The 20,026-nt window shown below is 73.4% G+C and carries 18 protein-coding genes and 1 pseudogene; 11 read left to right on the top strand and 8 right to left on the bottom strand.

From position 1 onward, the window contains the following. Window positions 1-17 precede the first annotated feature (17 nt). The 3 genes and pseudogenes from aztD to aztB form a co-directional block, all read right to left on the bottom strand. Window positions 18-1,178 (bottom strand): zinc metallochaperone AztD, encoded by a 1,161-nt coding sequence (gene aztD, locus ABT294_RS17250; RefSeq protein ID WP_350806693.1) that lies wholly within the window; start codon window positions 1,176-1,178, stop codon window positions 18-20. Window positions 1,179-1,215: 37 nt separating this feature from the next. Continuing rightward, a complete protein-coding gene (gene aztC, locus ABT294_RS17245) occupies window positions 1,216-2,121 on the bottom strand; it encodes a zinc ABC transporter substrate-binding protein AztC (RefSeq protein ID WP_350806692.1) in 906 nt (301 codons plus the stop codon). Window positions 2,122-3,287: 1,166 nt separating this feature from the next. Then, window positions 3,288-4,106 (bottom strand): annotated as a pseudogene (aztB, locus tag ABT294_RS17240) (zinc ABC transporter permease AztB); the annotation flags it as partial. Window positions 4,107-4,158: 52 nt separating this feature from the next. Here aztB and aztA point away from each other — a divergent pair. Both aztA and ABT294_RS17230 read left to right on the top strand, forming a co-directional pair. Then, a complete protein-coding gene (gene aztA, locus ABT294_RS17235) occupies window positions 4,159-4,869 on the top strand; it encodes a zinc ABC transporter ATP-binding protein AztA (RefSeq protein WP_502912069.1) in 711 nt (236 codons plus the stop codon). A 39-nt stretch (window positions 4,870-4,908) separates the two neighbouring features. Beyond that, complete coding sequence (locus tag ABT294_RS17230; protein WP_350806690.1) at window positions 4,909-5,538, top strand: hypothetical protein; 630 nt, start codon at window positions 4,909-4,911, stop codon at window positions 5,536-5,538. Window positions 5,539-5,543: 5 nt separating this feature from the next. Here ABT294_RS17230 and ABT294_RS17225 read toward each other — a convergent pair whose 3' ends face one another. The 3 genes from ABT294_RS17225 to ABT294_RS17215 form a co-directional block, all read right to left on the bottom strand. Beyond that, window positions 5,544-6,170, bottom strand: coding sequence for a hypothetical protein (locus ABT294_RS17225; protein WP_350806688.1), 627 nt, complete (start codon window positions 6,168-6,170; stop codon window positions 5,544-5,546). Between the two features lie 62 nt (window positions 6,171-6,232). Beyond that, window positions 6,233-7,081: an ion transporter gene (locus ABT294_RS17220; RefSeq protein WP_350806687.1), complete on the bottom strand. Its 849-nt coding sequence runs from the start codon at window positions 7,079-7,081 to the stop codon at window positions 6,233-6,235. Between the two features lie 172 nt (window positions 7,082-7,253). Then, complete coding sequence (locus tag ABT294_RS17215; RefSeq protein ID WP_350806686.1) at window positions 7,254-8,183, bottom strand: CPBP family intramembrane glutamic endopeptidase; 930 nt, start codon at window positions 8,181-8,183, stop codon at window positions 7,254-7,256. Between the two features lie 409 nt (window positions 8,184-8,592). Between ABT294_RS17215 and ABT294_RS17210 the strand changes: the two genes are divergently transcribed. Then, a complete protein-coding gene (locus ABT294_RS17210; RefSeq protein ID WP_350806684.1) occupies window positions 8,593-9,465 on the top strand; it encodes a DMT family transporter in 873 nt (290 codons plus the stop codon). On the opposite strand, the gene ABT294_RS17205 is transcribed toward ABT294_RS17210, so the two are convergent. Next, the gene (locus ABT294_RS17205) at window positions 9,407-10,510 is read right to left on the bottom strand and encodes an MGDG synthase family glycosyltransferase (protein ID WP_350806683.1); all 1,104 of its coding nucleotides are present in this window, start codon (window positions 10,508-10,510) and stop codon (window positions 9,407-9,409) included. The genes ABT294_RS17210 and ABT294_RS17205 overlap by 59 nt on opposite strands. 29 nt (window positions 10,511-10,539) lie before the next feature. Between ABT294_RS17205 and ABT294_RS17200 the strand changes: the two genes are divergently transcribed. From ABT294_RS17200 to hpnH, 8 genes are all read left to right on the top strand, one after another. Then, window positions 10,540-11,346 carry a polysaccharide deacetylase family protein gene (locus tag ABT294_RS17200; protein WP_350806682.1) on the top strand — a complete coding sequence of 269 codons (807 nt, stop codon included), beginning with the start codon at window positions 10,540-10,542 and terminating at the stop codon, window positions 11,344-11,346. Between the two features lie 294 nt (window positions 11,347-11,640). Continuing rightward, a complete protein-coding gene (gene hpnC, locus ABT294_RS17195; RefSeq protein ID WP_350806681.1) occupies window positions 11,641-12,465 on the top strand; it encodes a squalene synthase HpnC in 825 nt (274 codons plus the stop codon). After that, window positions 12,452-13,339 carry a presqualene diphosphate synthase HpnD gene (gene hpnD / locus ABT294_RS17190; RefSeq protein ID WP_350806680.1) on the top strand — a complete coding sequence of 296 codons (888 nt, stop codon included), beginning with the start codon at window positions 12,452-12,454 and terminating at the stop codon, window positions 13,337-13,339. The genes hpnC and hpnD overlap by 14 nt, the downstream gene beginning before the upstream one ends. 56 nt (window positions 13,340-13,395) lie before the next feature. Continuing rightward, window positions 13,396-14,760 (top strand): hydroxysqualene dehydroxylase HpnE, encoded by a 1,365-nt coding sequence (gene hpnE / locus ABT294_RS17185; RefSeq protein ID WP_350806679.1) that lies wholly within the window; start codon window positions 13,396-13,398, stop codon window positions 14,758-14,760. Beyond that, on the top strand, window positions 14,757-15,767 hold the full coding sequence (locus ABT294_RS17180; RefSeq protein WP_350806678.1) for a polyprenyl synthetase family protein: 1,011 nt from the start codon (window positions 14,757-14,759) through the stop codon (window positions 15,765-15,767). The genes hpnE and ABT294_RS17180 overlap by 4 nt, the downstream gene beginning before the upstream one ends. 1 nt (window position 15,768) lies before the next feature. Further along, window positions 15,769-17,790, top strand: coding sequence for a squalene--hopene cyclase (gene shc / locus ABT294_RS17175; protein ID WP_350806677.1), 2,022 nt, complete (start codon window positions 15,769-15,771; stop codon window positions 17,788-17,790). Next, window positions 17,787-18,410, top strand: a complete 624-nt coding sequence (locus tag ABT294_RS17170) for a phosphorylase family protein (protein WP_350806676.1) — start codon at window positions 17,787-17,789, stop codon at window positions 18,408-18,410. The genes shc and ABT294_RS17170 overlap by 4 nt, the downstream gene beginning before the upstream one ends. Before the next feature lie 2 nt (window positions 18,411-18,412). Then, a complete protein-coding gene (gene hpnH / locus ABT294_RS17165; RefSeq protein ID WP_350807082.1) occupies window positions 18,413-19,411 on the top strand; it encodes an adenosyl-hopene transferase HpnH in 999 nt (332 codons plus the stop codon). Here the strand turns inward: hpnH and ABT294_RS17160 are convergent. After that, on the bottom strand, window positions 19,377-20,026 hold a 650-nt coding region (locus ABT294_RS17160; protein WP_350806675.1), incomplete at its 5' end, for an SDR family NAD(P)-dependent oxidoreductase. The two genes, hpnH and ABT294_RS17160, sit on opposite strands and share 35 nt — an antisense overlap.

Below are 20,026 nucleotides of genomic sequence, written 5' to 3'. Positions count from 1 at the left end.
CCCGGACTCCCGCTGGTTCAGCCGGTCGTCCCGGTGAGCTCGTTCGGGGTCGCCGGCAGTGCCGCGGTCCCGAGGATCTTCCTTGTGCCGAGGTCGATGGAGTGCAGCCGCTTCCGGGCCGGGTCGCTCACGTAGACCGTCTGGTCGCGGACGAAGATGTTCGGCCGGGGCTGCTGCCACTCCAGCGGTTCCGTCCACGGGTCGATGACCGGGATGGTGTCGACGACCTTCGCCGCGGTGGGGTCGATCACGTGGACGCGGCCGTCGGTGCCGAGGACGAGCGCCTCGCCGCGCGGTCCACGCGCCAGCGAGCGGAAGGTGTAACTCGTGCCGAGGTCGAGAAGTTTCATGGTGCCGGTCTCGGTGTCGATGAGGGAGATCCGCGTGGGGCGTTCCAGCTCGGCGTCGGGGTCGGTCTTGTAGTCGCCGAGCACGACCGCCGACGCGTCGGTGCCGGACTGGTTGCCGATGCGGCCGTAGTCGTCCGGGCTGTCGATCTTGCTGATCTTGCCGTCCTCGTAGACGAGCACGCCGTCCTCGCAGCCGATCACGACGGCCTCGCCCTTGGCGGTGGCCTCGCCGTGGACTCCCGGGCAGTCCTCGTTGCGGGTGATCTCCTTGCGGTCCTTGCCGAGGACGAGGATGCCGAGGCGTTTCTCCTCGGTGCCGAGCGTGACGACCAGCTCGCCGTTCTCCAGCTGGATCGCGACGCCGTGGTGCGGCGCGGCCGAGGTGTAGACCTCGCCCTTGGGCAGGCCGTGGGCGAGGTCCGCGGGGTCGAAGACGGTGACCTCGCCGGTCCCGTCCGCGAACAGGACGGTGGTGCCGGCGTGCCTGACGACGTGGCCGGGCTTGCTCGCCGCGAACTCGTCCTTGAGCGTGGACGAGACGGCGTCGAGCACGCGGAACCCGGTCGAGGTGGAGACGAGGACGTGCCGGTCGTCTCCCGCGGGGTTGACGCGGTTGTACCCGGCGAGGGGGATGTCCCTGGCGAGCCGGAGGCTCTGCCCGTCGAGGACGTAGAGCCCGCCGTCGTAGGTGGCGACGACGGGAGCGGTCACCGGCGTCTGCGACGGGGTGGCGGTCGCCTGCTTCGCCGCGGGCTGCTGGGAGCCGCAGGCCGCCAGCAGGAGTCCCGTGGCGAGCAGCGCGGAGCCGGTCCGAAGCCGAACGGTCATGTGTTGTGCACCTTTCTTGGGAAACAGTGGGGAAGGATCAGCGCCCGTTCAGGCCGTCGACCATGGCCTTGGTGTTGGTCCGCATCATGTCCAGATATGTGGAGGCGCCTGGTGCCCGCAGGCTCAGCGACTCCGCGAACAGGGGGACGATCCGGACGTTCAGCCCGGCCTCCGAGGCGAGGACCTGCGCGAGGCGGTCAGGCTGGGAGGAGTCCGTGAAGATCGCCCTCGCCTTGGCGCGGCGGATGGCGTCCGCCAGCGATCTCAGGTCCGAGGCGCTCGGGGAGGCCAGCGTCGTGCCGCCGGGGATCACGGCGCCGATGACCGTGAAGCCGTGGCGCCGGGCGAGATAGCCGAAGACGTGGTGGTTGGTCACCAGGTTGCGCCGGTCGGGCGGGATGGCCGCGAACTGCCCGCCCATCCAGGTGTCGAGCTCGCCGAGCCGCTTTCTGTAGGCCGCCGCGTTCGCGCGGACCGCGGCGGCGTCGACGCCGTCCACCTCCGCGATGACCCGTTCGGCGATCAGATCGGCGGCCTCGGCCACCCGCTGCGGGTCGGTCCAGAAGTGCGGGTCGGGCTGCCCGCCGGTGAGCCGGAGCGGGTCGACGCGCTCCCCCACCGCCAGCACGGGCACGCCGGCGTCCTCGGCCGCCCGGACGTTGCGCAGCACGCCCTCTTCGAGCCCGAGGCCGTTCGACACGACCAGTCCGGCCTGCTCGATCAGGGCCGCCTGCCGGGCCGAGACGCCGAAGGAGTGCGGGTCGGAGTCCGGCTTCATCAGCACGGTCACCCCGGCCTCGTCGCCGACGACGTTGCGGGTGACGTCGCCGAGGATGTTCGTGGTGACGACCACCCCCGAGCCGTTCCGGCCGGTGCCCGCGCATCCGGCCGCCAGGAGCACGACCGCCGCGAGGAGGCAGGCGGCACGGCGCAGCGCGGTCATCGTCCGGTCTCCGCCATGTACGTGGGCGTGAAGCCGGGGGTGAACGTGCGGGCGAGCCTGAGGCCGTCGTTGTAGTCGATCTCGTGGACGGCCTTCCCTGCCGGGTCGTTGACGTAGGCGCGGCCGGTGTCCACCTGGATGACCGGCCGACCGGTCAGAGGGACGGAGAGCAGCCTCCTCCTGGCGGTCTCCTTGCCGGAGGCGGGGTCGTGGGCGTGCAACACGCCGTCGCCGGTCAGGGACAGGACCGGCGAGCCGTCGCCGACGCCCGTCACCGCCACCACGGACCTGCTCCGCACGCGCTTCCACGTCCCGGCCGCGACGTCGAGGACCCAGATGCCGGTGTCACCGGCCTTCGCCGCCAGTGTGGTGCTCCCCGGCCGGTGGTGGAACTCCCTGGCCCGGTCGCGTGCCGGCGTCCTGCGGGGATAGCCGATCTTCCGGGCCCCGAACGTGCCGCCGTCCTCGCTGACCAGCAGGGCGCCGTCCGCGCAGCCGAACACCACGCCGCGGCGCGTCACGGCCGTCCCCTGCGGTTCGCGGCAGGGTTCCTCGACCGTGCCGTCTGGTTCGCCCGTTCTGGTGAGCACCCGCACGGCGTCGCCGTCGGCCACGAGCAGGCGCTCCCCGTACGGCACGACGGCGGCGGCGGCGAGGGCGGGCGTGCCGGTCCCGGCGATCTCACCCCGGTCCAGGCGGGTGCGGTCCAGGAGCTGGACCGTGCCGTCGCCGAACCGCACGGCGGTGACCGCCGTGTCGCTGATGGCGGCCTGCGGGCGCTGCCCTGTGACGGTGCCGAGGTCGCGCGCCGCAGCCCGGTAGTAGTGGACGTGGTCGCCGTGGTCGACGGTCCAGGCGCCGCTGTCGATGACGCGCATCGCGTCCGTGCCGACGCTCAGGTGGGCGAAGCGGCCGTCGCCGGCGACTCCCCTGACGTCCTGGACGTCGCCGACGTGGGTGACCTTCTCGGAGGCCAGGTCGAGGACGTGGACCGCGCCCGTGTCGCCGGCGGCCAGGACGAGGCGGGGCTGCGGCTCGGCCGCCTCCTCGGCGCCTTCGACGTACCCGTGCGGAACGTCCCGCGTGCCGGCGTCCACCTCGGTCCCGTTCGCCGGAGCGCACCCGGTCAGCAGCGTGCCCCCGGAGACGACCGCGGCCACCGCCGTCCTCGACCGGCGCCGCAGGAAGTCGGCGAGGGCCGACAGGAAGAACAGCGACACGGCGACCGCGGCGATCGTGGCGCCCGCCGCCGTCCCGGCGTGCCACGACACGACCAGCCCCGTCACGGTCGAGGCGACGCCGAGCGCCGCGGCCCCCAGCATGATCATCGGGATTCGGCGGGCCCACAGGGCTGCCGCCGCCGGTGGCGCGATGAGCAGGCCGAACACGAGCAGGGTTCCGACGATGTGAAACGAGGCGACGATCGCCAGCGTGACCAGCCCCACCAGCAGGGCGTGGGCCAGCCTCGGCCGCATTCCCAGGGTCCGCGCCTTGCGCGGGTCGAAGGCGAGGGCGACGAAGAGCCGGTGCCCGAGGGCCGAGACGAGGGCGGCGACGCCGAGGGCGACGGCCAGGTTGTCCAGGTCGCGTGGCCGGACCGCCAGGACGTCGCCGAACAGGAAGGCGGTCAGGTCGACCGCGAAGGAGCGGGAGTGCGAGACGACGATCACTCCCAGGGACAGCATCCCGGCGAAGAGCAGGCCGATGGCGGTGTCCTGCGACAGCCGGGCCGACCTGCTGAGCACGCTCACGCCGACCGCCATCGCGCCCGCGCTGACCAGGGCGCCGACCAGCGGGCTGCCTCCGGCCAGCGAGGCGAGCGCCACTCCGGGCAGCATCCCGTGCGACATCGCGTCGCCGAGGAAGGCCATGCCGCGCAGCACCACCCACGTCCCGGCCAGGGCGCAGATGAGGGAGACGAGGATCCCGCCCCAGAGCGCCTGCCGCACTAACGACACCTGAAAGGGATCAAGCAACCATTCCATGGCAAAGGACTCTACAATGAAAACCGTTATCGATTTCAACCCAGAGGGGCTCATGAAGGACTGCACGCTGCGCGACGTCACGGCTGGGTACGGGCGGCGGATGGTCCTGCACCACCTCACCGCCCGGCTGCCGGGCTCCGGCGTCACGGCGATCATCGGGCCGAACGGTTCGGGCAAGTCCACCCTGCTGGGGGTGCTCGCCGGGATCGTCAAGCCGGCGCGGGGCGGGGTCGAGCGCGGCGGCGCCGACCGTCCCGCCTTCGTGGTGCAGCGCAGCGCGGTCTCCGACGCGCTGCCGATCACGGTGCGCGAGACCGTGGCGATGGGCCGCTGGGCGCGCCGCGGCCCGTGGCGACGCCTGTCGAAGCAGGACTGGTCGGTCGTCGACGCCTGCATGGCCCGGCTCGGCGTCCTCGACCTGGCCTCGCGCCAGCTGGGCGCGCTGTCGGGCGGGCAGCGTCAGCGCGCCCTCGTCGCCCAGGGCCTCGCACAGGAATCGGGCCTGCTCCTGCTCGACGAGCCGGCGACCGGCCTCGACCTGGACGCCCAGCGGCACGTCCGCGACGTCCTCGACAGCGTCAAGGCGAGCGGCGTCACGGTGGTCCACGCGACGCACGACCTCGACACGGCCATGCGCGCGGACCACTGCCTTCTGCTCGATCAGGGACGGCTCGTCGCGGAAGGTCCCCCCGCGGCCGTCCTGACCTCCGAGACGCTGCGGCAGGTCTTCCGCGACCCGCTCCGGGCGGCGTCTCAGGCGTGACGGCTGAACCGATCACGCCCGCCGTACGTCTGGCTGGACATGATGGTGCGCATACTCGCCGTGCTCTGCCTGGTGGCTCCGCTGTTCATGCTCTCCGCCGGTGCGGCGGGCGCCCGCGCCGCCTGCTCCTGCGCGGCGCCCACGGCGAAGCAGCGCGTCGAGGAGGCGACGGCCGTCTTCACCGCCACCGCCACGGAGGTCCGTGTGGATGAGCCGACGTTGAACGGCGGCAGCCTCACCGCCACGCTGCGTGCCGACCACGTCTACAAGGGCGACGTCGACGCCGAGTTCACGGTGTTCACCAGGGCGGAGGGGCCGGCCTGCGGATACGAGTTCGTGAAGGGCGGTCGCTACCTGGTGTTCGCCAGGGCCCAGGGGTCGGGGCTGGTCACGACGTTGTGCTCGGGCAACAGGCTCCTCCCCTCAGGGGACCGGCCGTTGCGGCTCTCGGACGCCACCCAGGGCATCGAGCCGCTCACTGCCGAACTGATCAGCGCCCTGGGCACGCCCACCCAGGTGAGGCCCGCCAAGCCCGCCCGCGCGCCCGCTCCCGACCGCACCGGGCTGGTGGCGATCGTGGTCGCGGCCGGGGTGGTCGCGGTGGCGGGCCTCGCCTGGGCCTACCGACGGGCTCGTCCGCTCAGGGGTCCGGACGCGGGTTCCGCGTAACGCCGTCAGCACACGCCCGGCAGGTCGCAGACCTTGACGGCCATCGCCTTGGCGTCGCGCACCTGGCTCCTGAAGTCGCTCGCCTTCGGCTTCTTGCTCGCGTACAGGGCTACCTCCGCGTAGACGATCACAGCGCTGCCCCTGCGCGCCACGACGGACCTCTCCCCGTAGGCGCTCTTGGACTCCAGGTTGTACCTGCTGACCTGGAGCGCCTCGTCACCGAGCGGCAGCTTCGCGCCGCGGTAGGCCGCCGTGCCCCCAAAGATCACCACCTTGGCGCACCCCTTGACCGCCTTCCTGAGTTTCGCCATCGCCCCGGCTGCCGCCTTCTCGTCGGCGAAGACGGCCACCTGCTCGCGGTAGTGGTAGTCGGCGTCCCCGTCGGCGAACACCGACCGCAGGCTCTTCGCCTGGGAGAGCAGCTCGTCCCCGGCGCAGAGCTCCAGCGCCGCCACCTCGGTGCGCTTGTCGCTCACCCGCCAGGAGATCTCCGCCTCGCCGAACGGCTTGCGCGCCTGCTCGCTCTCGTACTTCAGGAAGCCCTTGGGAAGCCCGGCGGCCGCGGCCGCCGGGGCAGCGAGGAACAGGACGGACACCCCCGCGGCCAGCAGCCCGGTCATCAGACGTCTCATCGTGAACACCCTTTCCTGGAATGATCAGTCCACTGCTTCGATGCACGCGATACCGCTCTGGTTCACCCGCGTTGCGGTCGCGCCCGCCGGTTGCGGACGACGGTGGCCCTGCGAGGCCGCGGGCGCGGCGCCGGCGAGTGCAGCAAGAGCCGGTCGAGTTTCGCGTTCACCGCCGCGAGTTCCTGCCTGAGTACCTCGAGTTCGGCCTGGGTGCGGGCTTCGGCCGGTGAGTCTTCGGTGTCGTTCATGGCGTTGACGACGACCGCGATGAACAGGTTCAGCGCGACGAACGTGGACATCAGGATGTAGGCGATGAAGAAGATCCACGCCCACGGCTTGTGCTCCATCACCTCCTGGGCGACGTTGCCCCAGTCGTCACCGGTCATGATCTGGAACAGGGTGAACAGCGAGCGGGGCAGCTCGTCGAAGCGTTCGGGCACGAGGTCGCCGAACAGCTTGGTCGCGATCACCGCCGCGATGTAGATCATCAGCACGAGCAGGCCGATGATGGACGCCATGCCGGGCACGGCCGCCAGCAGCGCGCTGACGACGCGGCGCATGCTGGGCACCGCCGACACCAGGCGCAGGGCCCGCAGGATGCGCAGGGCCCGCAGCACGGACGTCGGCCCCGAGGCGGGGACGAGCGCGACGACGACGATGACGGCGTCGAACCAGTTCCACGGGTCGCTGAAGAACGACCTGCGGTAGGCGTACAGACGGGCGGCCAGCTCGACGGCGAAGATCGCGAGCGCCATCCGGTCGATCGCGTGCAGGACGTCGCCGGCCCGCTCCATCAGGGAGGAACTGGTCTCGCAGCCGATGGTGACCGCGTTGACCACGATCACCACGATGATCGCCCGCTGCATGAGCCGGTTTTCCAGGAGGGCGCGCACGCGTTCTTGCCCTGACACCTCTTCGACCGCTCCCTCGGGGGTGGAACCAACAAATTGTTGATCATCGTAGGTGCGGGCGACACCCTCACGTGGCGGCAGGAGTGAGATACCGATCACATTCGATGCTTCCGTCCCAGGGCACGCCGGCCGTCGCAGGATCGCTCCCCCGGCGCCGGTTCCCTCGGGGACGTCAGCGTGGTTCGGGAACCGTCGGGAGGCGGTGGCCCGGCAGCGGCAGGGCCCGTCCCCCTCGACCCGCGCCCAGCAGCAGCAGGACGGCGAGCGGGGCGATGATCAGCCCACCGACCAAGCCGCCCGGTCCCGCGAGGACCGGGTTGAAGGGTGCGGAGGCGTCCGAGCTGAGCACGATGAGCGTGGTGGCGCTCTCGTTGAAGATGGCGTGTCCGATCACCGCCGGCCACACGCTGCCCGTGACCAGCCGCGTCCACGCCAGGACGGCTCCGAACACCGTGCAGAAGGGCACGAACATCAACGCCGCCCACGGGCCCAGGTCGGGGTAGTTGTAGCCGAGCAGGGTGAGCGGGGCGTGCCACGCCGCCCAGATCACGCCCGAGACGAGGACGGCGGGCAGGGTGCCGTGCCGCAGCAGGCGCGGCAGCAGCCATCCCCGCCAGCCCCACTCCTCACCGAAGGCGAGGACCGCGGTGATCAGCGAGGTCACGAACATGCCGACGAGCATGCCGATCGCGACGATCGACGTCTTGGAGGAGTCGACGCCGGCCGACTCCAGGGCCCGCCTGAGCCCCGACAGTCCGTCCACGTCGAGTTCGGCGGCTCCCACCAGCGCGCTGACGGCGAGGGTGAGGGCGACCAGCAGCGGCACGCCGAGCCACATGGCGCCGAGGACGGCCAGCGTGCGGCCCTTTCGCGGGCCCAGCGTCAGGCCGGTCTCGCGGGCCAGGAGGCGGAAGGTGAGGCCCTCGCGTCGCGACCGCAGCCACACGACGAGCACGGCGATGGCGGGCGTGAACATCATCGCCCCGGCGAGCACGGGCAGAAGCGGGAACTCCAGCCCCTTGCCCGACAGCCAGGCAGGCAGGACCACCAACCATGCGCCCACGAGGGCGACACCGAGGAAGAGCGTTGTTTTCGAGCGCATGACTCATGATCCGCACGACCGGCTCAGCCGACGTAGACGTCGAAGTCACGACCTGGTGAGGACAAATGTCATACGGCGGGTTCGCTGACGACGCGTGCCCCTGCGACCTGGGGAAGCCATCCCCGTTTGGTGAAGGTGTGCGGGGTACGACAGCGGATGGGCAGCTCTGGACCGGTCCCCGCGAAGCGCAAAGGCTGGTCCCTGCTATGGCCGCGAGCAGCGTGGGGCGTTCGCGTGCGGGGCACGTACGCCCTGGCTCGTGGTAACTGCCAGGTCAGAGCCGTGGAAGGGAGGCTGGCGGGTCGTCCCCGTTCGAGGAGGGGCGCCGCGCCGGAACGCTGATGACCACCCCGCTGATGACCGCCACTGACCGACAGCGGACAGCCCAGGACCGGAAGGCCACTCGCCGGTGAGCACAGCCATCGCGGTGATCCTGGCGCTGTGCGCGGCGGCCGCCAACGCGCTCTCCTCGGTGCTGCAACGCCGGGCGGCCCGCGCCGTCCCGCCCGACCGGGACTTCTCGCTCGCGGTCGCATGGAGCCAGGCCCGGCAGCCCGCCTGGATGGCCGGCATCGGCGTGCTCATCCTGGCGTTCCTGCTGCAGGCGGGCGCGCTCAGCCTGGCCGGGCTGACGCTCGTGCAGCCGATCCTGGTCACCGAGCTGCCGTTCACCATGTTCATCGTCCGGTGGTTGTTCAAGACCAGGCTCGGCGGGGGCGACTGGCTGGCCGTGCTGTCCGTGACCGCGGGGCTGGCCGTGCTGCTGTCCGCCGCCAACCCGAGCAGCGGCGAGCAGATCCCGGACGCCACCGACTGGCTGCTCAGCACCGCGGCCACCGTCGGAGGCGTCGCCTGCCTCGTCGCCGCCGCGCGGATCGGCCGCGGCGCGTACCGGCCCGCGCTGCTCGGCGTCGCGTCCGGGGCGTGCTTCGCCTTCACCGCCGCGCTGATGAAGGAGAGCATGCGCGTCCTCGCCGAGAACCCGGCCGCCCTGCTGACCACGTGGCCGGTGTACGCCATGGTCGCGGCGGGCATCACCGCGCTGTTCCTGCTGCAGTACGCCCTGCACACCGGGACCCTGGTGGTCGTGCAGCCGGCGCTCACCATCACCGACCCGGTGGCGAGCATCGTGTACGGGGTCGCGTTGTTCGACGACTCGATCCGGCTCGGCCCCTGGGTGATCCCCGAGCTCGCCGGCGTCGCGCTGGTGTTCTACGGCAGCGTCAAGCTGTCTCAGTCGCCGCACATCCGCCGGAAGGGGTCTCAGCAGCCGGCGAGATGAGGGGTGCCGCGAAGAACGACTCGGCGGGCGCGGCGGCGAACAGCGCGTCCCGATTCCCCGTTTCCGCCCCTTCGCCGGCGTCCAGGCGGTCCAGCGCCGCGAGAAGCTCGGCGGCGGTCCGCGCGTGGACGCTCAGCCCGGCCCGCGCCATGGCCAGCACGCCGTCCCTGCCGTGACCGGGAATCGGCCGGTACGTGACGATCGGCAGCCCGGACGCCATCGCCTCCCTGCTGGTCAGCCCGGCGGCGTTGTCGACCAGGGCGTACGCGGCCGCCATCAGGCCGGGCATGTCCTCGTACCAGCCGAGCGCCAGTCCCCCGGCACGCCTGGCGCGGCGGCGCAGCCCGGCGTTGCGCCCGCAGAGGACGACCGGCAGGTACCTGCCGGAGCGGGCCAGGACGCGCGCCGTCCGCTCGACGTCGCCCACCCCCCACGCTCCGGCCGAGACCAGCACCAGCCGGCGGCCCACCCCGTGACGGGCCTGCGCCGCGCCTCGCGGGAAGGCGGGACGTACGAGGGGGGCGTAACAGGATGCCGGACGGCCGGTGGCGGCGCTGACCTGGCGCGCGGTGGCCGCGTCGGGGCACAGGTAGCGATCGTTGCCGGGATGCAGCCACAGCCGGTGCGCGGCGAAGTCCGTCAGCACCACCGTGCTCGGGACGGGGAGCAGGCCGCGCTCCCGCAGCGTCCCGGCGGCCTGGGCGGCCAGGTGGAAGACCGAGACGACCTCGTCCGGCGGCCTGCGCCGCAGCAGCCCGCGCAGCCGCGCGGCGGTGAGCCTCGTCAGCGGAGACGCCGATCCGGCGTGGCCGGACACGAAGAAGATGCGGTAGATCAGCGCGTACATCCACGGGGCCGAGCGCATCATCCAGCCGTACCAGCCGCGCAGCGCCGCGCCCAGGCGCAGCGGGAGCAGTCCGAGGACGTCCACCACCTCGGCGTCGACGTCCGCGACGGCCAGCCGCCGGGCCAGCTCGGCGGCCGCGGCGTCGTGCCCGGCGCCCATGCTCGCGCTCAGGATCAGTACCGTGCGCCGTGTTGGCATCGCCGCGCCCCTCCCTCAGACTTACCGTGATGACCAGCGGAAATACCACCCGCCCCGGCTCGGCCCGCGCAGAACGGCCGCCCGCCGGGCAAGCCGACGCGGGGAGAGTCGCGCGTGGAGCGGTGCGCGGGGCGGCCCGCGCGGCGCTGGCCGCCGGCGCGCTGGGGCTGGTGCACGCGGGTCCCGCCGCGACCTGGCTGCCGCCCGTCCGGCGGCTGCTGCCCCGCCTGGCCGGGGTGGGCGCGGCCGGGCACGTCGCGCTGACCTTCGACGACGGGCCCGACCCGACGTCCACCCCGTGCTTCCTCGACGAGCTGGACCGGCTGGGCTGCCGGGCCACGTTCTTCGTCCTCGGCGAGATGCTCGACCGGTGCCCGGCGCTCGGCCGCCGCATCGTGGCGGACGGCCACGAGCTCGCCGTGCACGGCTGGCACCACGACAACGCCCTGCTGACCCGGCCCGGACGGATGGCGGCCGAGATGGGGCGGGCCGCCGACCTGGTGGCCGACGTGACCGGGACGGCGCCGCGGTGGTACCGGCCGCCCTACGGGGTGCTCAGCGCGGAGATCCTCCTCGCCGCGCGCCGTCGGCGGCTGCGCCCGGTGCTGTGGACCGCCTGGGGCAGGGACTGGACGCGTTCGGCCACCCCGGCGTCCGTGGCGGCGACGATGGCGTCCGGTCTGCGGGGCGGAGCCACCCTGCTCCTGCACGACTCGGACCACACCTCGGCGCCCGGCTCGTGGCGTTCCGCCCTCGGTGCCCTGCCTCTGCTGGTGGACGCCTGCCGGGAGGCGGGGCTGCGGGTCGGCCCCCTGCGGGAGCACGGAGTGCGTTAGGCACACGCCTTTCCTCCACGATTTCACGATTCCTGTGGAATACACCGGCAGAAACGGCATCACACCCGTGCCATCTTTTACGCCACTTTTCATCTGGATACCGTTTGACCTGTCTACACATAAAAGAAATGCACAGGCTTTCCAGAAACGCGGTCATACGTCCTGATCCCAAATATTCGCCCAGATCATGCCCGGTAAACCCCAATGAGGCAGGTGGCCGCGTTTTATGGCTGCTCGCGACGGACAGCCTTCATTCATGCCATCCGGGGGGAGACGTGACAGGTGACCGTCGTAATGAGAGCACGTGGGGAGAACTTCCCGGTCGCTTCCCGGCTGCTGCCGAACGGATACCGCCGTCACCTGCTCGCGGTGTACGGCTTCGCGCGCCTGGTGGACGACATCGGTGACGAACCCGGACACGACGACCCGCTGCGCCTGCTGGACGCCGTCGAAGCCGACCTGCTCCGCCTGTACGCGGGACGCGCCCCCCTCCTGAAGGCGGTCCGCGACCTGGAGCCGACCGTCACGGCCTGCTCGATCCCCCTCGCACCGTTCCGGCAGCTGGTGGAGGCCAACCGGCGGGACCAGTCGGTCACCCGGTACAAGACCTTCGCCGACCTGCTGGACTACTGCGACCTGTCGGCCAACCCGGTGGGCCACATCGTGCTGCACGTGTTCGGCATGGCCAGCCCCGGCCGCCTGCCCCTGTCCGACCGGATCTGCACGGCGCTGCAGCTCCTCGAGCACTGCCAGGACGTCGGCGAGGACTACGCGCGCGGCCGGATCTACCTGCCGGAACAGGACCTGGCACGGTTCCGCTGCACCGAGTCCGACCTGGCCGGACCCGCCACGCCGGACCGCGTCCGCGAGGTCGTCGCGCTCCAGACGGAGCGCGCCGAGCGGCTGCTCCGCGAGGGCGACCTGCTCGTCGCCTCGGTGACCGGCCTGGCCCGGCTGGCCATCGCGGGGTACGTCGCGGGCGGCCTGGCCACGGTCACGGCGCTGCGGCAGGCCGGATTCGACGTGCTCGGCCAGGCGGTACGGCCGCGTGGCACGCCCCTGCTGACGGCGTGGCTGCGCATCCTCGCGCGAAGGGGGTGCGGCGGTGGGCGTCCCTGAGGCGTACCGGCACTGTGAGCAGATCATGCGCAGGCAGGCGCGTAACTTCTCCTACGGGATGCGGCTGCTGCCGGCGCCGAAGCGGCGCGCGCTGAGCGCCGTCTACGCGTTCGCCCGCCGGATCGACGACATCGCCGACGGGGACGCCACCACCGGGGAGCGGCTGGCCCGCCTGTCCGCGGCCCGCGACACGCTGGACGCGCCCGCCTCCGGCCTGGCGGGCGGCGTTCCCGGCTCGCCCGACCTGGTGCTGGTGGCGTTGCACGATGCCACCCTCCGCTATCGGCTGCCGCTGGGCGCGTTCGCGGAGCTCATCGACGGCTGCGCCGCCGACGTGCGCGGGACGACGTACGCGACGTTCGGCGACCTGGTCGCCTACTGCCGGTGTGTCGCCGGGTCGGTCGGCCGGCTGTCGCTGGGCGTGTTCGGCGCCGACGACCCCGACGCCGCCCGGCCGCTCGCGGACGCCCTCGGCGTGGCCCTGCAGATCACCAACATCCTGCGGGACGTCCGGGAGGACCGGCTGGCCGGGCGGGTCTACCTGCCCGCCGCCGACCTCGAACGCTTCGGCTGCACGCTGGAGCTCGATCCGAGCGGCCGCTTCTTCGCCGACCCGCCGGAGCGGCTGGCCGAGCTCCTCAGGTTCGAGGCGGGCCGGGCGCGCGACTGGTTCGCCACCGGGATGCGCCTGCTGCCCCTGCTCGACGCGCGCAGCGCCGCCTGCACGGCGGCCATGGCGGGCATCTACCGGTCCCTGCTGGAGCGCATCACGGCCGACCCTGCCGGGGCGCTGGCCACCCGCCTGTCGCTGCCCGCGTGGGAGAAGGCCATGATCGCGGCGCGGGCGCTCACCCTCACCAGGGCGGCCCGATGAACGGGACGCCGACAGCGGACAGACCGCTGGACCTCCAGCGAACGAGCGGAGAACCGATGGGCAGAGCACCGGACGGGGGAGGCGACGGACCCGTGGGCGGCGCGCCGGTCGCGATCGTCGGCGGCGGGCTGGCCGGCATCGCCGCCGCGCTCGCGCTGGGAGAGGCCGGCTACCGGACCACCCTGTACGAGGCCCGCCCCCGGCTGGGCGGCGCCACGCACTCCTTCGCCCGCGACGGGCTCATGGTGGACAACGGGCAGCACGTCTTCCTGCGCTGCTGCACGGCCTACCGGGGGCTGCTCGACCGGCTCGGCGCCACCCGGCACGTCGAGCTGCAGGAGCGGTTCGACGTGCGGGTGCTCACCCCGGACGGGCGATCGGCCCGGCTGCGGCGCCGCGCGCTGCCCGGCCCGTTCCACCTCGTGCCGTCGCTGGCGTCCTACCCGCTGCTTCGTCCGGCGGACCGGCTGCGTGCGCTGCGGGGCTCGCTCGCGCTGCGCCGGCTCGACCCGGCCGACCCGGCGCTCGACAGGATCGACCTGGCGAGCTGGCTGTCCGCGCACGGGCAACGCGACGCCGCGAAGAACGCCCTGTGGGAGCTGTTCGCGGTGGCCGCCCTGAACGTCCGCGCGGAGGACGCCGCGCTCGGGCTCGCGGCGATGGTGTTCAGGACGGCGCTGCTCGGCCGGGCCGACGCGGCCGACATCGGCGTGCCCGCCGTTCCTCTCGGGCAGTTGCACGGCGAGGCGGCGCAGTCCGCCATCACCCGGCAGGGCGGCACCGTGCGGCTGGCGACGAAGGTCACGGCCGTCGAGCCCGGCCCGGCGATCGTCGTGGACGGCACGCGGGTGGAGGCGTCCGCGGTGATCGTCGCCACGCCGCACCAGCAGGCCGCGGCGCTGACCCCGCTCGACGCCGTCCCCGACCGGGACCGGTGGAGCGCCCTGTCCGCCAGCCCCATCGTCAACGTGCACGTCGTCTACGACCGGCGGGTCACCGACGTGCCGTTCGCCGCGGTCGTCGGCTCGCCGGTGCAGTGGGTGTTCGACAAGACGCGGGCGGGCGGGCTGCGCCGGGGCCAGTACCTGGCGGTCTCCGTCTCCGCCGCCGACCGGTGGATCGATTGCCCGGCCGCGCAGGCGCGCGCCGTCTTCGTGCCCGCGCTGGAACGCCTCTTCCCCGAGGCGCGGCACGCCCAGGTCGTCGACTTCTTCGTCACCAGAGAGCGCCGCGCCACGTTCCGGCAGGGGCCCGGCAGCGGCGCGCTCCGTCCCCAGGCCGTCACCCGATGGCCGGGACTGTTCCTCGCCGGCGCGTGGACCGACACGGGCTGGCCCGACACCATGGAGGCTGCCGTGCGCAGCGGACTCAACGCCGCCAGATCGGCCAGGCACCATCTGGAACGGAAGGCGATCCGGTGAGCGACGTCGTCCCGCCCGCGGTCGTGGCCGCCCGCGAGCTCGTCCAGCCCGTCCTGCGCGCCGCGGTGATCAGGCTCGATCCGATCACCGCGCGCGTCGCCGCCTACCACTTCGGCTGGGCCGACGAGGACGGCCTGCCCGTCACGGCCGGCGGCGGCAAGGCGCTGCGTCCCGCCCTGGCCGTGCTGTCGGCCCGCGCGGCCGGCGCCGAGCGGGCACTCGCCGCCGCGGCCGCGGTCGAGCTGGTGCACGCGTTCTCGCTGCTTCACGACGACATCATGGACGGCGACCGGATGCGCAGGCACCGCCGCGCCGCCTGGACGGTCTTCGGGCAGCCGGCGGCCATCCTCGCCGGCGACGCCCTGCTCTCGCTGGCCGGCGAGCTGCTCCTGGAGGACTCCTGCCCGGGCCGGGTGTCCGCGGCGCGCTGCCTGGCCACCGCGACCCGGAGGCTGATCGCCGGGCAGGCGCTCGACCTGGAGTTCGAGCGGCGCGACGACGTGAGCCTGGACGAATGCCGGCACATGTCCGCGCACAAGACCGGCGCGCTGCTGGCCTGCGCCTGCTCGATCGGCGCCATCGCGGTGGACGCCCCGGCGGCGCTGGTTGCGTCCCTGGCGGCGTTCGGAGCCGAGGTGGGCCTGGCCTTCCAGCTCGCCGACGACCTGCTCGGCATCTGGGGCAGCCCGGCGGCCACCGGCAAGCCGGTCCTGTCGGACCTGCGCGCCCGCAAGAAGTCGCTGCCGGTCGTGGCCGCCCTCACGAGCGGCACCCGGGCGGCGGCGCGGCTGGCCGCCCTGCTGTCCGCCCCGCACCCGCTGTCGGAAGGCGACCTGCGCGACGCCGCCGCGCTGGTCGAGGACGCGGGCGGACGCTCCTGGGCGGAGAGCGAGGCCAAGCACCGCCTCGACACCGCCGGACGCCACCTCGCCGACGCCGACCTGCCCCCGGCCGTGCGCGCCGAGTTCCTGGACATCGCCCGCTTCCTCACCTCGCGAGGTCACTGACATGACCACAGTCGCCGCGCCCACCTCCACTGGGCCCACCTCCACTGGGTCCACCGCCGCCGCGCTCGCCCTCGACGCGGCGTGCGACCACCTGCTCGGGCTCCAGGCGTCCGAGGGATGGTGGAAGGGCGAGCTGGAGACCAACATCACCATGGACGCCGAGGACCTGCTGCTGCGCGAGTTCCTCGGCATCCGCGCCGAGCGGGACACCGCGGAGGCGGCCCGCTGGATCCGCTCGCGGCAGCGCGACGACGGCACGTGGGCCACCTTCCACGGCGGCCCCGGCGACCTGTCCACCACGGTCGAGGCGTACACCGCGCTGCGGCTCGCCGGCGACCCGGCCGACGCCGCGCACATGCGAGCGGCCGCCGGCTTCGTCCGCGAGTCCGGCGGGATCGAGGCGAGCCGGGTGTTCACCCGCATCTGGCTCGCCCTGTTCGGGCAGTGGCGCTGGCAGGACCTTCCCGTCCTGCCGCCCGAGATGGTGTTCCTGCCGCCGTGGTTCCCGCTCAACATCTACGACTGGGCCTGCTGGGCGCGGCAGACGATCGTGCCGCTGACCATCGTGAGCGCCCGCCGCCCGGTCCGTCCGCTGCCCTTCGGGCTGGCCGAGCTGCGCACCGGGCGTCCCGTCCGGCGCGGGCGCGGCGGCTGGGACGGGGTGTTCGCCGCCCTCGACCGCGCGCTGCACGGCTACGAGCGGCGTCCGGTCCCCGGGCTGCGCCGGGCGGCGCTGCGGCGGGCGGCCGAGTGGATCGTGGCCCGGCAGGAGCGGGACGGATCCTGGGGCGGCATCCAGCCGCCGTGGGTCTACTCCCTGATCGCGCTGCGCCTGTCCGGCTACGGCCTGGACCACCCGGTGATACGCAAGGGCATCGAGGGGCTCGACCGGTTCACCGTCCGCGACGAGCAGGGACGCAGGCTGGAAGCGTGCCAGTCACCGGTGTGGGACACCGTGCTCGCGATCAACGCGCTGCGCGACGCGGGCCTCCCCCGCGACCATCCCGCCCTGGTGCGGGCGGCCGGCTGGGTCCTGGACGAGGAGATCACCGGCCCCGGCGACTGGAGCGTGCGCCGGCCGTCGCTGCCGCCCGGCGGCTGGGCGTTCGAGTTCGACAACGACGGCTACCCCGACGTGGACGACACCGCCGAGGCCGTCCTGGCCCTGCGGCGGGTGGCGCATCCGGACGTCCGCCCCGCCGTCGACCGCGCGGTCCGCTGGATGGCCGGCATGGTGTCGCGCGACGGCGGCTTCGCCGCGTTCGACGCCGACAACACGCGCACGCTCTGCACCCGCCTGCCGTTCTGCGACTTCGGAGCCGTCATCGACCCGCCGTCCGCCGACGTCACCGCGCACGTCGTCGAGGCGCTGGCGGTGGAGCCGCCGCCGTCTCGCGAGGTCGTGCGGCGGGCGGTCGTCTGGCTGCTGAAGGCGCAGGAGGCGGACGGGTCGTGGTTCGGCCGCTGGGGGGCCAACCACGTGTACGGCACCGGCGCCGTGGTGCCCGCCCTGATCGCCGCCGGGGTACGGCCCGGGGCGCGGTGCGTCCGGCGGGCGGTGTCCTGGCTGGAACGCCACCAGAACGAGGACGGCGGCTGGGGCGAGGACCTGCGCTCGTACACCGATCCGGCGTGGATCGGGCGGGGCGCCTCGACGCCGTCTCAGACCGCGTGGGCGCTGCTGGCGCTGCTCGCCGCCGGGGAGCGGACCTCCGCGGTGGAGCGCGGCGTGGCGTGGCTGGTCGCCCGCCAGCGCCCGGACGGCACCTGGGACGAGCCGTTCTTCACCGGCACCGGGTTCCCCGGCGACTTCTTCATCAACTACCACCTCTACCGGCTGGTCTTCCCGATCAGCGCGCTGGGCCGCTATCTGAACTCCGGCCCGGGAGCGGGCGCCACCGCGAGCGTGGGCGACGGCGCGAGCGTGGGCGACGGCGCGAGCGTGGGCGACGGCGCGAAGACCCGCGACGGCGCGGGCGTCCGCGACGGGGCCGATGGCGTCGGGGAGAAGGCGGCGCCATGACCGGTCTGCTGATCTGCACCGCGCTGGGCATCGAGGCGCGCGCCCTGCGGGAAGGGCTGACGCCCACGACGGACGGCGTGGAGGTGATCCGGATGGGGATGGGGCCCGGCAACGCGGCGTCCGCCTTCCCGCTTCTCGCCGACGCCGAGGCGCTGGCCGTGGCGGGGTTCGGCGGCGCCCTCGACGAGGGGCTGCGTCCCGGCGACGTGGTGGTGGCCGAGGAGGTCCGCTTCGACGGGCGGGTGCTGCCCTGCCCGTCGGCGCCGTTCGTCGCCGAGGAGCTCGCCGGCGCGGGACTGCCGGTGCGCACCGGCGCCCTGGTGACGTCCGGCCATCTCGTGACGGGAGCGGAACGCGGTCGGCTGGCGGCGCGGGGGGCGCTCGCGGTCGACATGGAGTCCGGGCCGGTGGCCGCCGCGGCGGGCGGGCGGCCGTTCGCGGCGGTGCGCGTCATCGTCGACACGCCGGCCGCCCCGCTGCTGCACCCGGCCACGCTGCTCGGCGGCGTGCGTGCGCTGCGCACGCTCCGGCACGTCGGCCGGGCGCTGGCGCGCTGGGCGCTCGGGCTCGGCGGGCAGCCCGAACAGTGCCCGCCCCCCGAGGAGGTGCGGTCAACGTGACGATGCCCGTCCGCCAGGCCCTGCGCATCGGCGGCTACGTCCTGCGTCAGAAGCTGCGGGGCCGCTCGAAGTTCCCGCTGCTGCTGGAGCTGGAGCCGCTGTTCGCCTGCAACCTGAAATGCTCGGGCTGCGGCAAGATCCAGCACCCCGCCGGCGTGCTGAAGCGGCGCATGTCCGTCGAGGAGGCCCTCGCCGCCGCCGAGCAGTGCGGCGCGCCGATGGTGTCCATCGCCGGGGGCGAGCCGCTCATGCACCCGCAGATCGGCGAGATGGTGCGCCGGCTCGTCGCCAGGAAGACCTACGTGTTCCTGTGCACCAACGCGCTGCTCATCCCGAAGAAGATCGACGAGTTCAAGCCGTCGCCGTACTTCGCCTGGACGGTGCACCTCGACGGGCTGCGCGAGCGGCACGACGCGTCCGTGTGCAAGGACGGGGTGTTCGACGAGGCGGTCGCCGCGGTGCGGGAGTGCCGGCGGCGCGGCTTCCGCGTCACCACGAACACCACGTTCTTCAACACCGACAGCCCGCGGACGGTCGTCGAGGTGCTCAACTTCCTCAACGACGACCTGCGCGTCGACGAGATGATGATCTCTCCCGGGTACGCCTACGAGAAGGCTCCCGACCAGGAGCACTTCCTCGGCGTCCAGGAGACCCGCGCGCTGTTCCGCAAGGCGTTCTCCGGCGGCAACCGCCGGCGGTGGCGGCTCAACCACACCCCTCTGTTCCTCGACTTCCTGGAGGGCAAGGTCGACTTCCCGTGCACGGCGTGGGCGATCCCGTCGTACTCGCTGTTCGGCTGGCAGCGTCCCTGCTACCTGATGTCGGACGGGTACGCGGCCAGCTACCGCGAGCTGGTCGAGGAGACCGACTGGGACTCCTACGGCCGGGGCCGCGACCCGCGCTGCGCCAACTGCATGGCGCACTGCGGCTACGAGCCCACGGCGGTGTTCGCCACGCTCTCCTCGCTCAAGGAGTCGCTCCGGGCCGTGCGCGGCGGCTGACCGGCTTGCCGAACACCCCGGCCAGCGCGCGGAACGGCCCCGGCGCGGCGCCCCGCAGCCGGGCGGGCAGCCGCAGCCAGCCCGGCGTGTACGTCTCCGGCCGTTCGCGCTCGACGGCGGACACGATCGCCCGGGCGACCCGCTCCGGCGGGATCGGCGCGGGCCGTCGCCGGGCGTACGGCGTGCCGCGCCGCGCGAAGAACGGCGTGTCGACGACGCCGGGCAGCACGACGGAGACGCCGACCCCGTCCAGCTCGTAGCGCAGGCTCTCGGCGAACGCGATGAGCCCGGCCTTGGTCGCGGAGTACACGGCCTCGTCGCGCACGCCGACGGCGCCGGCGATCGAGGCCACGAAGACGAGGTGCCCCCGGCCGCGGTCGATCATGGCCGGCAGCAGCAGCCGGGTCAGCTCGATGGGGGCCGTCAGGTTGGCCGCGATCAACCCCTCGGCGGTACCGCCGGGCATCCCGGTGAGCGGCCCCGCCCAGCCGACGCCCGCGTTGCTCACCAGGACGTCGACCGGCCCCGCGCGCCGGGCCAGGGCGGCGGCCTCCGTGACGAGGTCCGCGGCGAGCGCCTGGCCGCCGACCTCGGCGGCGACGGCGGCGAGCCGGG

The organism is Nonomuraea sp. NPDC000554, assembly GCF_040300065.1.
GTDB lineage: Bacteria > Actinomycetota > Actinomycetes > Streptosporangiales > Streptosporangiaceae > Nonomuraea.
Note: the sequence above shows the minus strand (reverse complement) of the source record. Positions and strands in the feature narration are given on the sequence as shown.